This window comes from Streptomyces yatensis (genome assembly GCF_018069625.1).
Classification (GTDB): domain Bacteria; phylum Actinomycetota; class Actinomycetes; order Streptomycetales; family Streptomycetaceae; genus Streptomyces; species Streptomyces yatensis.
The window spans coordinates 130,347-150,281 of the sequence record NZ_CP072941.1; the positions used below are offsets into that span (position 1 = coordinate 130,347).

The window sequence follows — 19,935 nt, forward strand, 5'->3', positions numbered from 1 at the left end:
ATGCCGATGTCGACCGAGATCATCACGTTCGCCACCCAACTCATAACGATCCTTGGACTGGAACGGCCAGTGCTCTCGTCGGCACTTTCCGACAGGTGGCTCAGGGGCCAGCCTGCGGAACATCATTCTGGAACGATCAGTAAGTGTGAGCACGGCAGATCTGAGGAATACAGGCATGCGGGTGAGCGCCTAGGAGCGGGTGGCTTACTGGGTGGGGCGCTGGGTGTTTTGCCCCGGTCCGCGCACCAGAGATTCCGTTAGCTAGCGGGAATCAGGGATGTTGGTCTCGCCTGACCAACGTCAGAGGCCAGGCGTGAGTGCCGTGAGATCGATGACGGTCTTCCCGCGGCGGGGGCCTGTCCCCGCCGCCGCGTGTGCTTCGGCCGCCTGGCCGGCAGGGAAGACCGCCTGGACCGGTACGTGGAACAGTCCCTTTTCGGCCAGATCTGCAGCGACGGCGAGTCCGTGGCGCCCGTCGGGCTGGCCGCCGAACTGGCCGAGGGAGAGGCGCACCTCACGGCTGGGGCCGGTGAAATCCGCCAGGGTGACCACCGACTGAGGTCCCTTGGTGAGACTGATGAGTTCATCGAGCGAGCCGGCTCCGGCCACGTCGAGCGCGCGGTCGACGCGTGAGATGCCCAGCGCGCGAACCCGCTCGGGCAGGCCAGGCCCGTAGGGCAGGGGGGTCGCGCCGAGACCGGAGAGGAATTCTTCGCTGCCGGGGCGGCCGGTCCCGACGACACGGGCTCCGCGAGCCACGGCCAGCTGCAGGGCGATGCTCCCGACACCACCCGTCGCGCCGTCGATCAGCAATGTCGTGTCCGTCTCCTCGCGCACGCCGAGCAGGTCCAGAGCACGGGTAGCCGTCTCCACGCTCGTCCCGGCGGCACCTGCCTCCTCCCAGGACAAAGCGGCCGGCTTCACCGCCCAGAACGCCAGGACGGCGAACTGCGCGCTCGCCCCGCCCAGTCGGGCGACATCGACGGCGCCGAACACTTCGTCCCCGATGGCAAAGCCTTCGACGCCCTCGCCGACCTCGTCGATCACGCCGGCCGCGTCCACGCCAGGGATGTGGGGCAGGGCAAGGCTGCCGCGTGAGGGTGATTCACCGGCCCGCAGCGCGAGGTCCACCGGCGACACCGCGCTGGTGCGGACCGCGATGCGCACCTCGCCCGGGCCTGCGTGCGGCTCGGGCGCGGAGCGGATGCCGAGTACGTCGGGAGAACCGAAACGGTCGAACTGTACTGCTTGCATGGTCACCTCTCCGGCCCGGAATTTCCGGGCGCTGCCTTACGGTAAACATGGATGTGGAGCAGGTGTTCCGTATCAGGCTGAAGTGAGAATCGCGGAGATCGAAGTGACTCGGAAACCACGCATGGACGCGGAGCTCAACCGTCGCCGTATCATCGCCATCGCCCGCGCCGCCTTCGCCGACGAAGGGCTCGACCTGCCGATGCGGGAGATCGCCCGCCGCGCCGGTCTGGGCATTGCCACGGTCCATCGGCACTTCCCGGCACGCACCGACCTCGTCACGGCGGCGCTCGCTGAGCTGGTCGCGGAATGCCGTGGGGACATGCAGGCATCTCTGGACGAGCCCGATCCCTGGCGCGCGCTCAGCGGCGCCGTACATAGCTTCGCGGAGCACCGGTTGCAGGACCGCGGGCTGAATGAGGCTCTGTTCGGTTCCCACCCGGCGGCGGCAGCCTTCGCTGTCGACCGCCGCGAACAGGCACGGGCAATGGAGCAGCTCGTAGACCGCGCCCGCGAGGCCGGTGCAGTGCGTCCGGACGTCACAGTGGAGGACGTACGCGTATGCCTCGGCGCCATTGCCTCGTTCCGTCTGGCGCACTCCGCCACAGACCTTCAGCGACTCGTCGAACTCCTCCTGATCGGGCTGGCAGCGGACGACAGCACATCCCCCGAGATCAGCGCACGGCTTCACCGCACGCGTCGACAAGCCATACCGTGAGGGCGGGGTTGATCTGCTGTGCTTGCGTGCCGGCCGAGGCCAGCCGGCATGTGTGGGTGCTGAGGAGCGCGCAGGGATATTCGCTTCTGGGGTGGTTTCATGGGCCGGTATTACCGCCGTCACCTCCGGGCCCGGGGACATCACACCGAAGATCGCCCGCAAGGCCACCGCCCACGGCCCCGGCCTGGGCAAGACCCACTGGGTCGTCGAGCGCACCTTTGCCCGGTTTCACCAGTTCAAACGGCTACGAACCCATACACGCCGACCTCCACAACGGCCTGCTCCAACTCGCTTGCAGCATCATCTGCTTGCGACGACTCCGCACCTCATTCTGAAACGATCAGTGAGCCAAGCCGACTTAGCGTGTCCGGCGGGCTCCCTGCTGTCAGCTCTCCCCGCATCTCGGGGAAACCTCATCATCCGGGACGACCTCGCCGACTGGGAGAAGCTGAACGTGGCGGCCTTCCTCTCCAACGGACTCTCCCGCGCCACCGACGACATCGTCGGCAAGCCGTACGAAGACGCCTCGGGCAACACGTACCTCCCGATGTTCCGCGAACCGGTCCTCGTCTACGCCGCCGACACCCCCGGACTCATCCGCACCCACACCCGCGCCCTCCCCCGCGGCCTCCCGACGGCCCTCTACACGGAGGAACTGTTCGGCACCGACAACGAGGACGACAACCGCGCCGCGATCCGCACCGTCGAGGCCCCCGACCTCAACCTGGGCGGCCTCGACCGCTACGGGCCTGCGCGGCCAGGTGGACAAGTCGACGAGGGGCCTGCGGCCGCACCGCTGAGTGCGGATCGCCCCCCCATGAGCGACGGTGCCCATGGCCCGCCAGGGCCCTGGCCGTGGACCCACCTCGTCGCTGGCTTGGCCCGCTTTCTTCTCCAACTGGTCGAGCTGTCCGGCGTGTCAGCGCTGACACGCCGAGGGCCCCGCATGGCCGGATCCCGGCCTCCGGTCGCAGGGACTGTCGCCTCGGGTCAGGTGCGGACGCTGCCGGTGTTCACCGGCAGCTTGTCCTGTTTGCGCTGGAGGGCCCGGAAGTCGTCGTACCAGCCGAGGCTCTGGGCGGGCGTCGACGACCCGTCCTCGGGCCGAGCGGTGCGGCTCGCGTACAGGCTGTTCAGCAGCCACGGCGGCTTCTTCGGTCCGAAGTCCTTGGTCATGGCGGCCCCCTGGGCCACGCCGTACGTGGCTACGGCGAGCTTGCCGGTGTCGCGGAACTGCTTGACCTGGGTGCTCAGCCAGTGCTTGTGGCTCGCGTACCAGGGGCTCATGGCGAGCAGGTCCTGCCACTGGCGCTGCGACCACGGGTGGTCGATCGCCTGCTTGATCGCCTCCCACACCTTGGTGCCGGGGCTCATCTTGTAACGCTCGGCGAACTGGCGCGGAATCGGGTCCTTCATGTGCTGCCGCCACAGCTGCACCAGGGAGAACTCGGTGACCAGGAACTTCTGCCCGTCCCCCAGCCGCGGCACCACGAAGTCGAGGTACTGCTTGGCGTTCGCCATCGACGACACGTGGGGATGGATGTCCACCCCCTCGATTCCGTCGGTCTTCCGCGCAAACTCCATCCACCGCTCCGCGCCCTCGCCGCGCCACTCGGGCTCGTCGAGGTGGTTGAGAGCGCCCATGTAGATGCGGGTACGGCTGCTCTTGCCGCTGTGTTCGGCCCGGTAGGCGAGCACATGCTCGGCGACCTTCTCGTAGAAGTCACCCAGCGGGCCGTTCCAGTCCTCCTTGCGGCTCTCGATGAACGGCTCGTTGCCGACTACGAGGATGTTCACCTTGTCCATGACGGTGTCCAGCACCTTGTCGACCTTGGCCAGCAGGTCGTCCATCTCGGAGCTGTCCGGGTCCGGGAAAGGCTTGTCGTTGTGCGGGAGCTTGAGACTGAGAATGGTGCCGTAGCCGTGCTCGGATGCGTTGAGCAGAGTGGAGACGGCCCGGTCCTGCGTGGCACCGGTCTCCTCCTTGTCGCGGATGGCGACGAAGCCGCGCAGCCAACTGGCCTTCACACCCTCGAGCTCGGTGAAACCACAGCCGGTGGGGTCCTCGTTGAAGTTGCCGCCGAGCACACCGTCCGGAGCCGACCCGCCGCCGGAGTCGTCGCTGCCGCCGTAGCCCTCGGTGCCGACGGAACCGTCGCTGCCGCCGGAGCCGCTGCTGTCCCCTCCGCTATCGTTCTTCGAGCACCCGGCGGCAAGGAGGGCCGCCCCCGAGGCCCCGATCAGCCAACGCCGCGACACTGCAAGATCATTCTGCTTCACGTGCTTTCCCTTTCCACGGCCTACGCCGAAGTCGTTCTGTGTGCAGGAGCGGCGTCTAGCCGAGCAGGAACCTCGCCTGGGAACCGGGACCGGTGGAGTCCATCCAGAACAAGTGATCGCCCGAGCGCCGGAGTTCGACCAGCCCGAGGGCGCATGGGCGCCCAGCGTGAGGGCAAGCCTGGCGTGGCCCACCCTCGCGCGCTCGGCGCGGACGTCCGTATCCAAGGTCTGCGGCAGACCGCGGTACTCCGCTCCGCACAACGCGGTGCTCTCATCCCCCTCGACGCCCAGACAGGCGACGGCACGCACGGCGTCGTAGCAGCCGTAGGCATTGCCGCGCACCGCGGTCGTATCCTTCGACCCCGCGACGCGGTCGGCGTACGTGTGCTTGCGGACCAGGGAACCCCGACACCAGTTCGGGAGGCGATCATTGGGTGATCGAGAGAACGATGTCGTGGCTGTCCGGCTACCGCCGACTCAGCCCCCGCTACGAACGACACCCCCGTAACTACCTGGGCCTCCTCGGTCTCGCCGCTGCCCTGTGCTGCTACGAACGCTACTTCCGCCTCACCATGTGGGACATGATCTGAAACCGCGACCGCAGCGGATTCCCGCTCTCTGCTGGACGTCTCCGCCGGGAACACCCACGCCGGCCTCGGCCTGCAGCCGGTGGTCTGCAGACCGAGACCGGCGGCATCCCACCCATCCGCTCCCGCCGCGGGCCGCGACGCCGACGCCGACGCGCTCCTGGACGGCCGGGAGATCACACCACGCCTCAGCTACTGCCCTTGAGGCCGAAGCGTTTGATTACCGTTACCCATGTTGAAGTCGCCGATGTACCATTTCCCGTCGATCTTGTCGGTTTCCACATTGGACTTGAAGGACTTCGGGTCGTCGCCATTCGAGTGGGACAGCATGATCGCCCGCAGGGGCTTTCCGTCGACGGTGATCTTGGACGCCGGGACGACTGCCTCGTCGCCCTTGGGGGTGGGCGCGTCGACCTTCACCGTCGGCTTGCCGGAGGCGTTCTGCGGCGAGAACGCCTGACTCATGGAATCCAAACCGGGGCCCAGCTTCTCCGTCATCGACGCGTTGCACGTCTGGGAGGTGGCGGCCTTCGGGGTCGAGCCGCCGCCCGGCACCGCGGAGAGCAGGCACACCTGCTTCGCGTCCTTCTCGATGACCGCACTGACCCAGGCCCCGACCGCGGAGGGCACGGTGGACTGGCCGCCCTCCTGTGCGCTGGAGCCGTCCCCCGACGAGGCATCGGAGTCGTTCGATGTGTCGGCCGATGGAGAGGCGCTGCTGCTTTGCGAGGCGGAAGAGGACTGCGAGCTGTCCGAGCACGCCGCCATGAGCGGCGCCGCCGCCAGCAACGTGGCCGCGGCGGCCCAGCCAATGAACCTCTTACCGGACTCTGGTCGTGCCATGGCTCTCTGCTCCTTACACGTGCGTGCCCTCGGCTTGTTGCCCATCAGTCGCTACGACGGGCAACAAAGTCGAACGGTGCACGAAACGCTATAACGTTGGCTATGCCAGAGGCGCACGCGGGGTGTTCCGGCAGGCGGCGTCACTCGGCCGGCGGGAACCGTGTGCCGGTGATCGCCCAGCTGGTGCAGGCGGATGGAGCGCACTTGCACCCGCAGGCCCACCATGCCACCGCAGAGAACGCGCGGTGCTTGGCTGATCCGCGAACGACGCTCCGGTGGATACGATCGGTTCCGCCACCACCACCGCCACCGCCACCACGCACCGTCGGGGCACACGTCGAACAGAAACCGGCGCCGTGGGCGGGGCACCGAAAACCCGCAGGTCCGGTCGGGAACCGATCAGTGAAGTGTGCTCGTGGTGTTGATCGAGAAGGGCGACACCCGTCGGCCCTCATCAGGCGACTGCCGGCCGGCGGCACCCAGCCCCGGGGGCAGGTCCGCCTGCGTAGCAAGAGCTCGTGACTTAGTACTCCAGTGTGACTTCGCGATCTTGGGTGGGACCCGCGTGAGAACTGGAACGGCCACCGCGTGATCATCAAGGGTTGTGTGGACTCATGACGATCGTGCGGTGGCCGCAGGTCACAGCATAGACGGCGCCCGATGGCGGGCGATGTTCGAGCAGGCCATGGCCCGGATCGCGGGACGGTTCAGCCGAGTTGAACCCCGGGCTACCGCCCGCGCCTACCTGCTCGGGCTGCTGTCACGTGCCGAGCGGAAGAACTGCTGGCAGCTGGCCGAACAGGCCGGCCTGCCCCGGCCGGGCCCCATGCAGCGGCTGCTGCGCTACGCCCGCCGGGACGCCGACGCGGTACGCGACGACATCCGCGCCTACGCCGTCGAACACCTCGGCGCCGAGGGCGCGGTGCTGATCGTGGACGAGACCGGCTTCGTGAAGAAGGGCCGCGCCTCGGCGGGCGTCCGGCGCCAGTACACCGGCACCGCCGGACGCATCGAGAACTCCCAGGTCGGCGTCTTCCTCGCCGACGCCACCAGCCAGGGACGGGCCCTGATCGACCGCCGCCTCTACCTGCCCGAACAGTCCTGGTGCACCGATCCCGAACGCCGCCGGGCGGCCGGGATACCCGAGGAGATCGAGTTCGCGACCAAACCCCGCCTGGCCTGGGAGATGATCGCCGCCGCGCTGGACGCCGAAGTGCCGGCACCGTGGGTGACCGGCGACGAAGCCTACGGACAGGACCAGCAGCTCCGCGCCGCCCTGGAAGCGCGCGGGACCGGCTACGTGATGGCCGTCGCCTGCTCGACCAGGGTGCGGATCAACTCAGGCCGCACCCCCGTCCGAGCGGACACCCTTGCCGCACGCCTGCCCGCCACCGCCTGGCAGCGGCACAGCGCAGGCAACGGCGCGAAGGGCCCGCGCCACTACGACTGGGCCTGGATCCACATCGGCACCGACGACCACCGCCACCTGCTCGTCCGCCGCAACCGCACCACCGGCGGACTCGCCTTCTACCTGTCCTGGTCACCCGCCCCAGTCGCTCTCGCGGAACTGGTACGCATCGCCGGCATCCGCTGGAGCGTCGAGGAATGCTTCCAGGCCGCCAAGGGCCAGGTCGGACTCGATCACTACCAGGTCCGCAACTGGACCTCATGGCACCGCCACATCACGCTCGCCATGCTCGCACTGGCCTTCCTGACCGCCCTCGCAGCGGACGCGGCTCCCGACCGGCCCATCGATCCCCACCACCCCACCCGCGGCAGCGACCCGATCACGCTGACCGTCCCCGAGATCCGCCACCTACTCGTCGTCGCCTTCATCCCACCGGCCCTGACAGCGGCCAGGCCGCTGCACTGGTCCAACTGGCGCAGACGCCACCAGGCAACAGCCCGCCGCAGCCACTACCGACGACGGTCGACCGACCAACTCACCGGATAGACCACGAAACCGCACTGGAGTACTAACGGGATGGCGCCGTTGCGTTACTCCGTCCACGGAGCCGGGCCCGTGCTTGCCCACGTGGCGAGCTCCTGCCCGTCGACGCACAGGATTCCGCACTGCGTGGCGTACTCGGCGGCGGGCTCGGTGAACTCGCTGGTCGTGACCACCGCGGCGATCTCGGCGTCGTGGACGGCGAAGCACGTTCCGCCGAAGCGCTGAACATCCTGCGAGCCGACCTTGTGAGTCGAGTCGTATCGCTTGCACTGGATGACAATGCGCTGGCCGTCGGGGGCGGTGGCGAGGACGTCCGCGCCCAGGTCGCCCGCGCCGCCCTCCACCCGGCTGACCCGGCAGCCGTCCCGTTCACACAGGTCCGCCACCGCCTGCTCGAACTCACTGGCCGTCATCGCCTCGAAGTCGGCTGCTTTGAGGGAATCCTCCTCGGGAGAAGCGGGGGCCGTACGGCGGTGGCGCATCACGACGGCGGCCAAAAGAGTGAACAGTCCCACGGCCACGGCGGCGACAGGTTGGGCGCCGTTCGCGCCGCCGGCGGCTCTCACGGTGACCCCAGCCCCGAAGACAACGATGGCGATCAGCCCGAAGCAGACTGAGAGATTCCGCAGGCTGAAGGCGTACTGACGCCCGATACGCGGCCGACGGCCGGAAGTGGCCATGGATGGCGATCCTCTCGTGTGGTGACATCAAGATCGTCAATGCCGACTGCCCCGGTACGCCGCCTCCACACCCGCTGCAACATCAGCGGTGTGGCGGGCCGACGTATCCACCACGCATAGCGCGTCAGCCAAGGGGAAGCCGATAGTCGGGCGCCCCGCCATTTTCACCATTCCGACGATGGGATATCTGCCATGACTTCCGCCCTGCACCGCCTGGACCAGGGACTGCGCCTCATCGGGTTGTCCCGCAGGAAGCGCCCGACCGGCACCCCGTCCCGGCTCGGCCGAGGTCCCCATGGAGTGTCCGCCGTGGCGGTCATCCGGCAGGCCGTGCGCACACTTCGCACACGGTCCGGTTCGACCCGGCGGAGGTAACCGCATCGACTGGTGCGAGTGGGGTAGCCGTGCGACGTGCTGAAACTCGTATTGATGACTGGTCCTGCCCTGACGGTGGCGCTCGGCGCGGCGCTCGCGTGGTGGGTATCGCCGTCGTGGTGGCTTCTGGTCGTGGTGGCGGCGGCCATGACGGCCGTGGCGGTCCGGGATGTGGTGCAGCGCGAGCACTCCGTCCTGCGCAACTATCCGCTACTGGGCCATCTGCGGTTCCTGCTGGAGGCGCTACGGCCGGAGCTGCAGCAGTACTTCATCGAGCGCGACTACGACGGTCGCCCGTACGACCGTGATGTACGCAGCATCGTGTACGAACGGGCGAAGGGTGTGGACGCCGAGGAGCCGTTCGGGACGGAGCGGGACGTCGGCGCGGCGGGGTATGAGTTCCTGGTCCCTTCGCTGGCGCCCAAGGCCACGCCGGACCAGCCGCCCAGGGTCCGGATCGGCGGGCCGGACTGTGCCAAGCCGTACGACATGGCGCTGTTGAACATCTCGGCGATGAGCTTCGGATCTCTGTCGGCCAACGCGATCCTCGCGCTCAACCGCGGTGCGGCCCTGGGCGGTTTCGCGCAGGACACGGGTGAGGGCGGTCTTTCGGAATACCACCTGCGCCACGGTGGCGATCTGATCTGGGAGATCGGAACCGGGTATTTCGGGTGCCGGACGGACGACGGTGACTTCGATGCGGCCATGTTCGCCGAGAAGGCGGCCCATGACCAGGTGAAGTGTGTTTCCCTCAAGCTGTCGCAGGGCGCGAAGCCGGGCATGGGCGGAGTGCTTCCGGGCAGCAAGGTCAACGCGGAGATCGCGAAGGTGCGCGAGGTGCCGCAGGGGCAGACGGTGGTGTCGCCGCCGTACCACCGGGTGTTCTCCACACCCCGCGAGCTGGTGCGGTTCATCGGCCGGATGCGGGAGCTGGCGGGTGGCAAGCCCACCGGCTTCAAGCTGTGCCTCACCTCGCGGCGGCAGTTTCTGGCCGTGTGCAAGGCCATGCTGAGCGAGGGCGTCACTCCGGACTTCATCGTGGTGGACGGGGCCGAAGGGGGCACCGGCGCGGCCCCGCTGGAGTTCGCCGACCATGTTGGCACGCCGCTGACCGAGGGCCTGATCACGGTGCACAACGCACTGGTCGGCACGGGGTTGCGGGACCGGATCAGGGTCGGCGCCAGCGGCAAGGTGGCCACCGGGAGCGACATGGTGAAGCGGATGGTGCAGGGGGCCGATTACACCAACGCGGCGCGGGCGATGATGTTCGCCACCGGGTGCATCCAGGCCCAGCGCTGCCACACCAACACCTGCCCCGTCGGGGTGGCCACGCAGGATCCCCGGCGGGCCCGCGCACTGGACGTGGGTGACAAGTCGGCGCGCGTGGAGCGGTTCCAGCGGGCCACGGTGTACGGGGCGATGCAGATCATGGCCTCCATGGGCGTCCATGACCCCACCGAGCTGCGTCCGCACATGCTGCGGACGCGGGTCGACCCCTTCACCGTCCGTTCCCACGCGGAGCTGTACGAATGGCTGGCTCCGGGACAGCTGCTCACCGAGCCCCCGGCGACGTGGGCCGAGGACTGGGCCGCCGCCGACCCCGGCCAGTTCACCATCTGACCCGGCACGGCACAGATCCGCAGGACGAGCACGCCGGCCGCTGCACCCGTCCCCCTCAGTAGACCGGGGCGCTCCCCCATGCCTGGCAGCAACCGGGAGCGCCCCCGCCCCACCCGCTGCACCGCAATGACGTCACGGAGGTTCTTCCGAGATGACCACGTGCGCCCTGAGCGGCGCAAGCCGCCCCTCGGTCATCGAGGCCGCGACCGGAGGGGTGGTGAGAGCGCGGACGATGGTGAGCGTGGCGGTACCGGCCTGCGTGGCGCTGGTGGCGTGCGCGTGCGCTCCGGAGAAAGCGAAAGAGGACACGGGCCCGAAGCCTTCGCAGCCGTCCGCGTCCACGCGGGCAGAAGAGCCGTCGGCCACGCGGTCCGCGTCCGCTCGGACCGAGAAGCCGTCGGCCACCCCGACCGGCGACCAGCATCGGTGACCGCCGGTCGTATCGGGCTTTCCCAGTCCCGTTCGACGAGCCTACGACGGCCAGTCCACACGTAGAGCCAGCCTGCAGCGACGGCTCTACCAGTAGTGTCGACGACCGCCGATCGCGTGGCCGAGGGCACCCAAGGCCCACAGGATCGCTCCGATGACAAGGAGGATGATCCCAATGGTCCAGAGAACGCTGATGCCGGTCACAAATCCGACGACGAGGAGAATTATCCCCAAGGTGATCATGGAACCCTCCACTGCTTCAGGGATGCCCCACTTCCACTATTGCCCCCCGAGCAGCCTCACGGCCAACGGGCCGGGCCCCACTCCCTGACAGAAACTCCCTGACGGAAACTCCCCCACTGCGCCCACTTTCCGAGGGTCCGGGCATTCCAAGAAATCGCCTGGCACTACTCGCTGATGCGTCTCATGGGCCCCGGAGGCACCACGCTCCCCAGCGGGGTAATCGTGACAATGCCGACCGTCCAAAAAGCCGCGTTTTCCGCCCATCGCGCCGCGTCCGGCTTTTATCGGCAACGCCGATGACCTCCTCACGGCCAGGTACGGCTGGCGACAATTGCGTGCGGGTTCAGTGACGGCCGTGCGCGGTGTCCGATGCTCCGCCGAAGAGCCGAGCCACAGCCCGGAAAGGCAACGTGACGACGGTGGCGATGGCCCCACCGATGGCCCGGATGACATCTGCAATCGCCCTGAACATAAGTACGAACCTCCATTGGGCCGCCGTGGCGAAGCCCTGGTGGCAACTGCCGCGGTATGGCCGCTCATCAAGCGCGTTCCCGATCATCAGGTGAGGAAACTGTGTCTCGCCGGGCGCTTCGAACAGATGTGGCGGACAGCCGCTGACCCGCTATGGCGACACCCGATTCAGGGATCTGGTGTCGAAATGTCTTGGCCCAGTTTCGCTACGGTACGCGCGAACTGGTCGGCTACCGATCCGGACCGGAGATCGTCAAGCCCCGCCAGGCCGGAAGGGAGGCCTTTGGCTCCATGGCGGATGGTTTGTGCGTGCCGCCATCGGGCACCCAGGGTATTCGGTTTCTCTTATCTGCCTACGCCTCGATCGACAGCCTCGTCACCAATGCCGCCTTCCAGATGGCACAGTCCCAGGGTCTGGAAGACATCACCACCGAGCACTTCGACCGCGCGATGCGCACGGCAACGACCAAGGGCGCCATCGTGACCTTCACCCGGGGCCTCGCGGGGAACCTGGCGGAGCGCGGCATCCGTGTGAACGCCGTGGCCCCGGGCCCCGTGTGAACACCTCTGGTCCCCGCCACCTTGCCCGGCACCTCGAGGTTCGGCGAGCGAAGCCCTCCTCGGCACCCGGCCCAGCCCGCCGAGATGGCACCCGCGTACGTCTTCCTTGCCTCACAGCAGGCCAGCTATGTCACCGCCGAGATCCTCAACGCCACCGACGGCACATCCCTGCCCTGGCATCGTCCGCCCTGGCCCGGTCATTCCCTCGCCCAGCCCCTCCTCGGCTTGGAGGGCCCGATGCCCATGCGGCCGTTTTCCCGCTCACGCTCGGCATTCACCGGCCGCACGGACGTGAGTGCCCCGATCACTCGCGCACGGCGGCGTCGCGGGCCGACTTGTGCCCCCTCCGCCCCTGGTAGCGGGGGTGGCGCAGGCGTCCGTCGCGGGTCCACTCGGTGAGGGCGATCTCGGCGACCGGTTCGGGCCGAACCGCCTCAGTCGAACGCCACCTGCTCCGCTCCCCTGCGCGGGATGCGCACGCGTCATGCCGTGGTGGCGAGCCCCGGCGACGCAGCCGTCACCCGCCCCGGATCCTGCGAGAGGTTCCCTCGTGCACGCCTTCGTCGTGACAACGGCGAATGGCCGCCAGTGCCGGGTCAGCGCCCCTCATGCGACTCGGCGGCGAGGGTGGTTACGTGCCCGGCCTCCTGGTGCGCCAGGAGTGACAGCAGGTCTGCGACAGTGGCGCCGACATCTGCCGGATGACGCAGAGACGTGTCGGGCGCGATGCGGTAGACATTCGACCGGCCCTGCCGGACGTGGGTGAGGTATCCGCCCTCTTCGAGGTCGGCGATGATCTTCTGCACGGCGCGTTCAGTGAGCTGGCAGCGAGCCGCCATGTCGCGGACACGGATCGTGTGATCTTCAAAGATCGCGATCAGTACCCGGGCATGGTTGGTCAAGAACGTCCAGCCTGCATGCGGTTCCGGTGTTCGGTTCACCTCCCCACGATACGGCATCTGATTCGCGCATTCAAAAACAGGAACTACATTTCATGTAATGGTTGACGTGAACCAGAGTTATGGTGATCCTGGGAGCACAGAGACGACGGTATGCACCGGGAGCCCCCATGTCCCATCAAACGACGACCCTTGCCCGAGACGAGGGGCCCTGCATGGAGTGCGTCACCGCTCTACAGGAAATGCAGCCGCCGGTGCCCGTGACACTGCATGTCGACGCGGTCGGCGACCGGCTCATCGTGACAGCGTCCGGCGAGTTCGACCTGGAGAGCGGTCAGGTACTGCAGCAGACGCTGAGCGATGCACTGGACCACGCTGTGGGCGGCCTGGAACTGGATCTCGCAGGAGTCGAGTTCTGCGACTGCTCCGCCCTCAACGTTCTGCTGCGCGTGCGCCACCGCGCCCTCCAGGCATCCAAGAGCTTCATCCTGTGTGCCACCAGCCCGGCCGTGGCCCGCCTGCTCGCCCTGACCAGCACCCTTCCACTCTTCACCGCCGGAGAGGAGGGGACGGCCGAACATCTGGCCTCCTCACCCCATCCCACGTACGCCGAGACGGGAGATCCGCCCGATTGCGCCAGTGAGGAAGATGTCGTCGCAGCCATACAGCACACGCCGTCCCCGGAACGGCTGCCACGGATAGCAAAATCATCCGGCGACGATCAAGCGGTCGAGAACACCCAACTGCGTCGGGCCATGCAGACCCGGCCAACGATCGATATGGCTCGCGGCATCCTCATGGCATCGTTCCAGCTGACCAGCCAGCAGTCCTGGCAGGTACTGGTGACCGCCTCCCAGCACAGCAACATCAAAGTGCGCCTGATCGCCGACGCACTCATGCAGACCTTCAACGGCCAAGCCCTGCCCGAACCCCTCGCCGATCACCTGGCTGCTGCGGTACGAGCACACGGTACCCCGGCCCAGTAGACAGCACGCCCAAATCCCACTGAAACCTCTTCCTCGGCATAGGCAACGTCCGGAACACCATCACCTCCCGACGCGTCGCGCGACGCAGCCGAAGCCGGCCGCCGCTGGTCGTGTCGCTCCAGCTCTCATAAGCGACGCCCAAGGCGAGTGTCCAGTTCGGCGAGGCGGTCAGGGTAAAGCGGTTGCCCGCGGGCGGCTGCTGACGATCATCACCGATGGCTGGTGAACTTTTCGCTGCGAGGGGGCTGCGGTGACGATCGTGACGAGGGCTGACTGCTTCGATCCAGCTCGCCTGGAGGAGGCCGTTTCCCGAGCGGCAGGAGGGATCCCGAGCGGCAGGAGGGAAAGGGTTCTCCGGCACGGTCCGCGTCACGCGGCACGGGGAGCCGGTATCCACCCGCGCGTTCGGGATGGCGTCACGGCGATGGTCCATACCGAACACGCGCGACACGCGCTTCCGCGTGGCGTCGGTGCCCAAGATGTTCACAGCGGTGGCCGTCCTGCAGCTCGTCGACCACCGGACTCGACGGCGTCGACGTCCTCGCCCTGATCAACCAGATCGCCATGACCTGGGCAGGCCAGCCCGAAATCGCCGCCGCTGCCGCAGACCAGGCCGTGGACCCCTCTATCACCGCCCGCCGCGCCGCACTGGTGACCGCCGTCGAGCGCATGTTCCCTCGCCCGGACTGAGACCAACGCCCAAACCGTTTGGTTTGACGCACGCCTCCGGGTGCGTCCGTTGAAGATGACCTGGTGGACGAACGCGCGGTCCGCTGGCGCGGGAGTGATGACGTCGAGCCCGCGGCCAGCCAGGCGGTCGGTGATGGCGGTGGCCATCCGGATGGCGGTAGCAGCCCTCGTCAACGGCTGTGCCAGCCAGGAGTTCGGCGACACTCGACAGACGCGCCGTCCGGGGTCAACCCCCGAAGGACTTCCGGAGCCGACCACTTAGCGTGGCAGCGCCTTGTCCGGGCGGCAGACGTCGCATGTCGCGATGTCCGGATGGGCCTGACTCTCGACCGCTTCGCGGGTGGGAATGAGTGTGTGCTCGTTGCGGACCTGCCAGCAGTCGCGGCGGTGAAGGCGCCGGGAGGGGGCATCTTCGGTGTACTGATGGAGCCGCTCAATCGCCCACTGGCGACCCGCGATCGCCCCGTCCGTCGACACGAGCGAGTAGTCCTCGCCCGGGATTTCGGCGATCCGCTCGGACTCGACGCTGATCGGGGTCGGGGCGCCCATCATCTTCGTGGCGCCATCAGCCGCTTCGTGCCGCGCGGGGAGGATGGCCTCGCACTCATACCACCAGCGGCCGTCCCTTGATCGATGGCGGGCAGTGACCACGACGTCCAGTTTCTGACCGTCCGGCATCGTCGCCCTGGCCCACGGCCCGGCCTTCGACCGCCACTCCTCCTCAACACTCACCGTTCGATTCTAGTTCGAATACAGGGATGCGGCCTGCCCCAGGGCATCACCGCCACACCTCGCATACGCTGGGAAACCCCAGGGGGGTGCCTGTGGAGGTAGCCATGCGCCCCGTATGGAGCGGAGCGGTCAGCTTCGGCTTGGTGACGATTCCGATCAAGATGTATTCGGCAACGGAAGATCATTCGATCCGGTTCCGGCAGATCCACATGCCCGACCACGGCCTCGTCCGAAACCGCAAGGTCTGCGAGATCGAAGACCGCGAACTCGCCCCGGACGAGATCGGCCGCGCCTACGAGGTCTCGCGCGACCAGCTCGTCCCCATCAGCGACGAAGACCTCGACCAGCTGCCCCTGCCGACCGCGAAGGCGATCGATGTGCAGGCCTTCGTGCCCGAGGAGCGGCTCGACGCCATCCGCTATGGCAAGCCCTACTACCTCGAGCGAGACGGGGTCGTGGCCACCAAACCGTATGTACTGCTGCGCGAGGCGCTCAAAAGGAGCGACAAGGTGGCCGTGGCGAAGTTCGCCTTCCACGGGCGCGAGCGCCTCGGCGCGCTCAGGGTCGTCGGCGACGCGATCGTCCTCCAGGTCATGCACTGGGACGACGAAATCCGATCGGCCGACGGCATCGCGCCCAGTGGTGTCGAGGTCTCCGACTCCGAGGTCGACGAAGCCATGGCTCTGATGGACGCCATCGGGCCCACCGACATCAGCCAGTACAAGGACCAGTACCGCGAAGCGATGGAAGCGATCATCCGAGCCAAAGCCGAAGGCGCCGAGCCACCCCATATGGAGGCGCCGGCCGAACCCAGGGCCAAGGTCGTGGATCTGATGTCCGCCCTCCAGGACAGCGTGCGGGCCGCCAAGCAGGCCCGCGGCGAGGGAGCGGGCGAAGGCGAGGTCCGGGAGATGCGGCCCAAGAAGAAGGCCCCCGCCAAGAAGGCGACAAAGAAGACCGCCAAAAAGGCTCCGGCGACAAAGCGGCCCGCGTCCTGACCCCTTCCTGCGTCACTCGCCGAAGCATGGGCATACGAGGGTGGACCTGAGGGGGGGGACCCTCCCCAAGGAGTACCGCCATGATCAAGAAGCTGCACGACATCGGCCTGCGCTCGGAGCACGCCTACACCGCCGCCGTCGCCTCCATCGGCCTGTCGGTCTTCACCTGGGCCACCTCCCTCCGCGCCGAACCCGGAACCGGCCTCGACCGCGCCGACCGGTGGGGCATCTTCGTCGGAGAGTGGGCGCCCACGTTCTTCTGCCTCGGCCTCGCCCTGTCCCATTACGAGCAGGAAGAAGGCTCGCTGATGGGCAAGGCACACACCGACGGCGAGCGGCAGCGGCAGATGGCGGGCGCCCCCTAGGGCGTGTATCGAATGTGCTGGCCACAGCCACTCGTTGATGGCCGCGACGAGGGGCCCGGCACTCCCGTCGTCATCACCGGTCACCGGGCCGCCCGCGAACGCCGCCTCGCCGCCTCGCAGATGGGGCGAACGGGCCGGTGGCCCGCGAACGCGCGGCGAACGAACACGGCTCCGCCGACCTGAAGCACTGGCGGATCCCCGCCAGGCTCCCCATCGCGCCCTCGTCATGCGACCGGGGTACTGCGGGCCCTCCTCGTACGCACCAGAGTCCAAATCTCCCGCTGGCTGCCGGTCACGGCGGGGCCGTGACCGGCAACTTCGCGTCCACACCGTTCACTGGGTCGGGGTGGCCCAGTCGACCAGCTGGATGATCACGCCGTTCGGGTCGGTCACCTGGAAGAGACGCTCCCCCCACGGCTCTTCTCGCAGCGGCATGGTGATGGCAACCTGCTCGTTCTGCAGCCGCTCGTACTCGGCCTCCAGATCGGTCACGGTGAAGGCCACGATGAGCCCGGCAGCGTGCTGGTCCCGGAAGCCTTCGGGCAGGACCTCGCTCCCGCGCCGCAGAAAGATCACGTTGGCTGCGTCCTCGCGGAGGAGGGAGGAGAAGCCGTCCGCAGCGGCAGCCTCGTGGAAGGCGAAGTGCTTGGTGAGGAACTGGGCGGAGGCGGCGACATCGTCGACGTTCAGGGATATGGCGGTGGCGGTGATCTGCACGTCCTGCTCCAGGGGTGGGCGGGCCGATGAGTCCGGCAGCGAGCCGATCACATCGAGTGACTCTATACATAGTACTCTATACAGCGTATGGAGTTAGAATCCCAGGTCCCGACCCGAGTTGCGCGCAAGAGTCCGCGAGAGAATGTGAGCCATGGTTAAAGCGAAGGACCGCACCGGCGCAGGCGACCCGGCACGCACACTCGAACTGCTGTGGCGCGAGGCAGGACACAACGTCTCCAGACGCGGGCCGAAGCAGCAGCTCAGCATCGACACCGTCGTACAGACCGCTATCGAGCTCGCCGACCGCGACAGCCTGGACACGCTCACCATGCGTCACCTCGCCCAGGAACTCGGCGTGACCCCGATGACGCTCTACACCTATGTCCCGGGCAAGGCTGAGCTCCTGGACCTCATGCTCGACACCGTCTACCAGGAGATGCCCCGCACCGAGCATCTCCCGGACACCTCCTGGTGCACCCGTGTCACGACCGTCGCCCACGAGAACCGGGTCCTGTTCCAACAACACCCCTGGGTCGCCACCCTGCCCACCACTCGCCCTGCCCTCGGGCCCGGCCTGATGGGCAAGTACGAGCACGAACTGGGCGCCTTCGAGGGAACCGAGCTCGACGACATCGAGAGGGACGCCGCGCTCACCCATCTCCTCGCCTTCGTCCAGTCCACGGCCCGCACGGCATCCGACACCCAAGCCGCCTACGGCGACAGCGCCATGTCAGACGAGCAGTGGTGGTCCGCCAACGCTCCCCTCCTGGCCCGTGTTTTCGACCCCGCCCGCTACCCCCTCGCCACCCGCGTCGGCAGCGCGGCCGGCGCGGCCCACCAGGGCGCCTACAACCCCGACCACGCCTTCGACTTCGGGCTGCGCTGCGTACTCGAAGGCTTCGCCGCACTCATCGAGAAGACCGAGCCCCGAACCCAGACCAAGGACCGTTAGGGCGTGCTTCGGAAGTGGATCTTAAGGTGAGATGATCTTGCCTTGTGACACGTGGAGATCTGACGGATGCGCAGTGGGCCCGCCTGGAGTGCTTGTTACCCAAGGGCAAGAAGCCGGGGCGTCCATCGATATGGACCAGACGGCAGCTGTAGGAACCGCGCCTACCTGCGACGACGCGGAATCCGCTGCACCATCCCGGACAAGGCCGACCAGGCAGCCAATCGCAATACGGGTCGCGAACCACGCGGATGCCGACCGCGGCCTCAGGCCGGCTCTGAGGGAACGGCGCCCTCACCGCCTGCCGCTCCGCGCGGCGGCCCATTGCCTCGCGGTCGCGAGAGGCGCGCCCCCCGGTCGCGCACCTCGTCCGGAACGCCCGCTGGAGTCCGGACCGCCAGAACCCCCTACGGTCCGCAGTGGCCCCGTGCCCGGTGGGGGGTACTCACACCGGGCGGCTCCTCTCGCGCGGGCCTGAGGCCGTTCACCGCCGCCGCCACACAAGGGTGTACCGCCAGAACAACCGGCGCCGCACCCGCGCCCCGGGAAGGATCTCACCTGCTTCCCGAGCGATTTCGCCGAAGGCCATGTCCGCCGGCCGGGTACGGGCCGTCATGGAGACCGGTCGGGGCGCGGGGCGGCCCCTGTTCTTCAACCACCCCACGACGGCATTGGCCGGACTGGCGAGGGCCGCCAGCATATGGTCCACAGGAGCCTGGGCACGGTACAAGCCGACGACCACCACGGTCCCTCCCGGCGCCAGACGGCGGCGGAACCAGGTGAGCACCTGGGCGAAAGGCAGGTGGTGGATCGTGGCGACACAGCTGATGGCGTCGTAGGGACCGTCGGGGAGGCCGGTCACCGCGTCGGCGACGGTGAAGGTCACGGGGAGCGTGTCAGGAGTGCGTGACGATCCCGATCGACGTAACGGGCGTGCCGGGCCGCTCACGCTCCCAGGCCGCAGCGATGTCCTGCACGGGGTACGTGGAGGCGCCGTCCGTCAGGTAGCTCATGCTCTTCGGCGTGGTGGGCTCGTTTGCCATGACGACCCTTTCGATGCTGACGGCAAGACCGATCTCGCCGCCTTCGCCCGCGACTTCCGCGCCAATCTCGACGCGAACCTCATCAGTGCCGCCCTCACGGCCCGGGTCCTCAACGACCGCCTCGCCCCGGGCGGTGCGGTCATACACATCGGTTCCATAGCGGCCGACCAGGGAGCCGACTCCTACGGAGCATCCAAGGCGGGCCTCGCCACCTGGGACCTGAGCCCTGCCGACGCCCTCGAGCCTCGGGACATCACCGCCAACGTGGTCGCGCCCGGCTACATCACCGACACCGAGTGCTTCCGCGACCAGCCCTCCGACAAACGCCGCACCAGCCTGATCGCCGCCACCTCCACGGGTCGTCCCGGAACCCCGGCCGACGTCGCGGGAGCGGTCGCCTTCCGCGCCTCGCCTGCCGCCCGCCACATCAGGGGGCAAGTCCTCAACGTCAACGGCGGCGCAAGGAAAACCAGGTAGCCGCGGCTTCGGAGACGACGTGGGCTACGCCGCCGGTCTTGTGGGTGGGGATGTCCAGCAGGCAGACGGC

The 19,935-nt window shown here is 68.0% G+C and carries 21 protein-coding genes and 5 pseudogenes; 13 read left to right on the forward strand and 13 right to left on the reverse strand.

The features are described 5' to 3' along the window. Positions 1-300 precede the first annotated feature (300 nt). Positions 301-1,254 (reverse strand): NADP-dependent oxidoreductase, encoded by a 954-nt coding sequence (locus tag J8403_RS00565; protein ID WP_211121319.1) that lies wholly within the window; start codon positions 1,252-1,254, stop codon positions 301-303. A gap of 121 nt (positions 1,255-1,375) precedes the next feature. On the opposite strand from J8403_RS00565, the gene J8403_RS00570 reads away from it, so the two are divergent. The 3 genes and pseudogenes from J8403_RS00570 to J8403_RS44525 form a co-directional block, all read left to right on the forward strand. Then, positions 1,376-1,969 carry a TetR/AcrR family transcriptional regulator gene (locus J8403_RS00570; protein WP_211121320.1) on the forward strand — a complete coding sequence of 198 codons (594 nt, stop codon included), beginning with the start codon at positions 1,376-1,378 and terminating at the stop codon, positions 1,967-1,969. Between the two features lie 108 nt (positions 1,970-2,077). After that, positions 2,078-2,304 (forward strand): annotated as a pseudogene (locus tag J8403_RS00575) (IS5/IS1182 family transposase); the annotation flags it as partial. Between the two features lie 119 nt (positions 2,305-2,423). Continuing rightward, positions 2,424-2,660 (forward strand): annotated as a pseudogene (locus J8403_RS44525) (DUF2000 family protein); the annotation flags it as partial. 299 nt (positions 2,661-2,959) lie between these two features. Here the strand turns inward: J8403_RS44525 and J8403_RS00585 are convergent. Beyond that, positions 2,960-4,249, reverse strand: coding sequence for a hypothetical protein (locus J8403_RS00585; RefSeq protein WP_246585614.1), 1,290 nt, complete (start codon positions 4,247-4,249; stop codon positions 2,960-2,962). Between the two features lie 284 nt (positions 4,250-4,533). Here J8403_RS00585 and J8403_RS44665 point away from each other — a divergent pair. After that, a pseudogene (locus J8403_RS44665) lies at positions 4,534-4,839 on the forward strand (hypothetical protein); the annotation flags it as partial. 189 nt (positions 4,840-5,028) lie between these two features. Here J8403_RS44665 and J8403_RS00595 read toward each other — a convergent pair. Then, complete coding sequence (locus tag J8403_RS00595; RefSeq protein ID WP_211121321.1) at positions 5,029-5,679, reverse strand: hypothetical protein; 651 nt, start codon at positions 5,677-5,679, stop codon at positions 5,029-5,031. A gap of 670 nt (positions 5,680-6,349) precedes the next feature. Here J8403_RS00595 and J8403_RS00600 point away from each other — a divergent pair. Further along, positions 6,350-7,633, forward strand: a complete 1,284-nt coding sequence (locus J8403_RS00600; protein ID WP_425519878.1) for an IS701 family transposase — start codon at positions 6,350-6,352, stop codon at positions 7,631-7,633. A 44-nt stretch (positions 7,634-7,677) separates the two neighbouring features. On the opposite strand, the gene J8403_RS00605 is transcribed toward J8403_RS00600, so the two are convergent. Next, the gene (locus J8403_RS00605; RefSeq protein WP_211121322.1) at positions 7,678-8,310 is read right to left on the reverse strand and encodes a restriction endonuclease; all 633 of its coding nucleotides are present in this window, start codon (positions 8,308-8,310) and stop codon (positions 7,678-7,680) included. A gap of 429 nt (positions 8,311-8,739) precedes the next feature. Between J8403_RS00605 and J8403_RS00610 the strand changes: the two genes are divergently transcribed. Next, positions 8,740-10,305, forward strand: a complete 1,566-nt coding sequence (locus J8403_RS00610) for an FMN-binding glutamate synthase family protein (protein WP_211121323.1) — start codon at positions 8,740-8,742, stop codon at positions 10,303-10,305. Positions 10,306-10,437: 132 nt separating this feature from the next. Here the strand turns inward: J8403_RS00610 and J8403_RS00615 are convergent, their stop codons facing one another. The 3 genes from J8403_RS00615 to J8403_RS44240 all read right to left on the reverse strand — a co-directional run bounded on the left by J8403_RS00615 (position 10,438) and on the right by J8403_RS44240 (position 11,449). Continuing rightward, positions 10,438-10,614 carry a hypothetical protein gene (locus J8403_RS00615; RefSeq protein WP_211121324.1) on the reverse strand — a complete coding sequence of 59 codons (177 nt, stop codon included), beginning with the start codon at positions 10,612-10,614 and terminating at the stop codon, positions 10,438-10,440. A gap of 207 nt (positions 10,615-10,821) precedes the next feature. Continuing rightward, entirely contained in the window at positions 10,822-10,977 is a 156-nt protein-coding gene (locus tag J8403_RS00620) for a DUF6131 family protein (protein WP_211121325.1), read from the reverse strand. A 343-nt stretch (positions 10,978-11,320) separates the two neighbouring features. Beyond that, a complete protein-coding gene (locus J8403_RS44240) occupies positions 11,321-11,449 on the reverse strand; it encodes an LPFR motif small protein (protein WP_014057601.1) in 129 nt (42 codons plus the stop codon). Between the two features lie 344 nt (positions 11,450-11,793). Here J8403_RS44240 and J8403_RS00625 point away from each other — a divergent pair. Then, a pseudogene (locus J8403_RS00625) lies at positions 11,794-12,183 on the forward strand (SDR family oxidoreductase); the annotation flags it as partial. 130 nt (positions 12,184-12,313) lie between these two features. Here J8403_RS00625 and J8403_RS00630 read toward each other — a convergent pair. Both J8403_RS00630 and J8403_RS00635 read right to left on the reverse strand, forming a co-directional pair. Continuing rightward, entirely contained in the window at positions 12,314-12,523 is a 210-nt protein-coding gene (locus J8403_RS00630; protein WP_211128010.1) for an ATP dependent DNA ligase, read from the reverse strand. 82 nt (positions 12,524-12,605) lie between these two features. After that, the gene (locus tag J8403_RS00635; protein ID WP_211121326.1) at positions 12,606-12,950 is read right to left on the reverse strand and encodes a helix-turn-helix transcriptional regulator; all 345 of its coding nucleotides are present in this window, start codon (positions 12,948-12,950) and stop codon (positions 12,606-12,608) included. Positions 12,951-13,123: 173 nt separating this feature from the next. Here J8403_RS00635 and J8403_RS00640 point away from each other — a divergent pair, with 173 nt between their 5' ends. Beyond that, positions 13,124-13,894 carry an anti-sigma factor antagonist gene (locus J8403_RS00640; RefSeq protein ID WP_211121327.1) on the forward strand — a complete coding sequence of 257 codons (771 nt, stop codon included), beginning with the start codon at positions 13,124-13,126 and terminating at the stop codon, positions 13,892-13,894. Between the two features lie 410 nt (positions 13,895-14,304). Next, a pseudogene (locus tag J8403_RS44670) lies at positions 14,305-14,352 on the forward strand (hypothetical protein); the annotation flags it as partial. 25 nt (positions 14,353-14,377) lie between these two features. Here J8403_RS44670 and J8403_RS00650 read toward each other — a convergent pair. Both J8403_RS00650 and J8403_RS00655 read right to left on the reverse strand, forming a co-directional pair. After that, entirely contained in the window at positions 14,378-14,731 is a 354-nt protein-coding gene (locus J8403_RS00650; protein ID WP_211121328.1) for a hypothetical protein, read from the reverse strand. Positions 14,732-14,842: 111 nt separating this feature from the next. Next, positions 14,843-15,316: a DUF6233 domain-containing protein gene (locus J8403_RS00655; protein WP_246585615.1), complete on the reverse strand. Its 474-nt coding sequence runs from the start codon at positions 15,314-15,316 to the stop codon at positions 14,843-14,845. Positions 15,317-15,420: 104 nt separating this feature from the next. Here J8403_RS00655 and ku point away from each other — a divergent pair, with 104 nt between their 5' ends. Then, positions 15,421-16,314, forward strand: coding sequence for a non-homologous end joining protein Ku (ku, locus tag J8403_RS00660; protein ID WP_211121329.1), 894 nt, complete (start codon positions 15,421-15,423; stop codon positions 16,312-16,314). Between the two features lie 80 nt (positions 16,315-16,394). Beyond that, entirely contained in the window at positions 16,395-16,679 is a 285-nt protein-coding gene (locus J8403_RS00665; protein ID WP_211121330.1) for a hypothetical protein, read from the forward strand. A 333-nt stretch (positions 16,680-17,012) separates the two neighbouring features. Here J8403_RS00665 and J8403_RS00670 read toward each other — a convergent pair whose 3' ends face one another. Further along, the gene (locus J8403_RS00670; protein ID WP_211128012.1) at positions 17,013-17,396 is read right to left on the reverse strand and encodes a VOC family protein; all 384 of its coding nucleotides are present in this window, start codon (positions 17,394-17,396) and stop codon (positions 17,013-17,015) included. Between the two features lie 151 nt (positions 17,397-17,547). Between J8403_RS00670 and J8403_RS00675 the strand changes: the two genes are divergently transcribed. Next, positions 17,548-18,348 (forward strand): TetR/AcrR family transcriptional regulator, encoded by an 801-nt coding sequence (locus tag J8403_RS00675; protein ID WP_211121331.1) that lies wholly within the window; start codon positions 17,548-17,550, stop codon positions 18,346-18,348. 481 nt (positions 18,349-18,829) lie between these two features. Here the strand turns inward: J8403_RS00675 and J8403_RS00680 are convergent, their stop codons facing one another. Beyond that, positions 18,830-19,231: a methyltransferase domain-containing protein gene (locus J8403_RS00680; protein WP_425519734.1), complete on the reverse strand. Its 402-nt coding sequence runs from the start codon at positions 19,229-19,231 to the stop codon at positions 18,830-18,832. A gap of 16 nt (positions 19,232-19,247) precedes the next feature. On the opposite strand from J8403_RS00680, the gene J8403_RS00685 reads away from it, so the two are divergent. Next, complete coding sequence (locus tag J8403_RS00685) at positions 19,248-19,865, forward strand: SDR family oxidoreductase (protein ID WP_246585617.1); 618 nt, start codon at positions 19,248-19,250, stop codon at positions 19,863-19,865. The last annotated feature ends 70 nt before the right edge of the window (positions 19,866-19,935 follow it).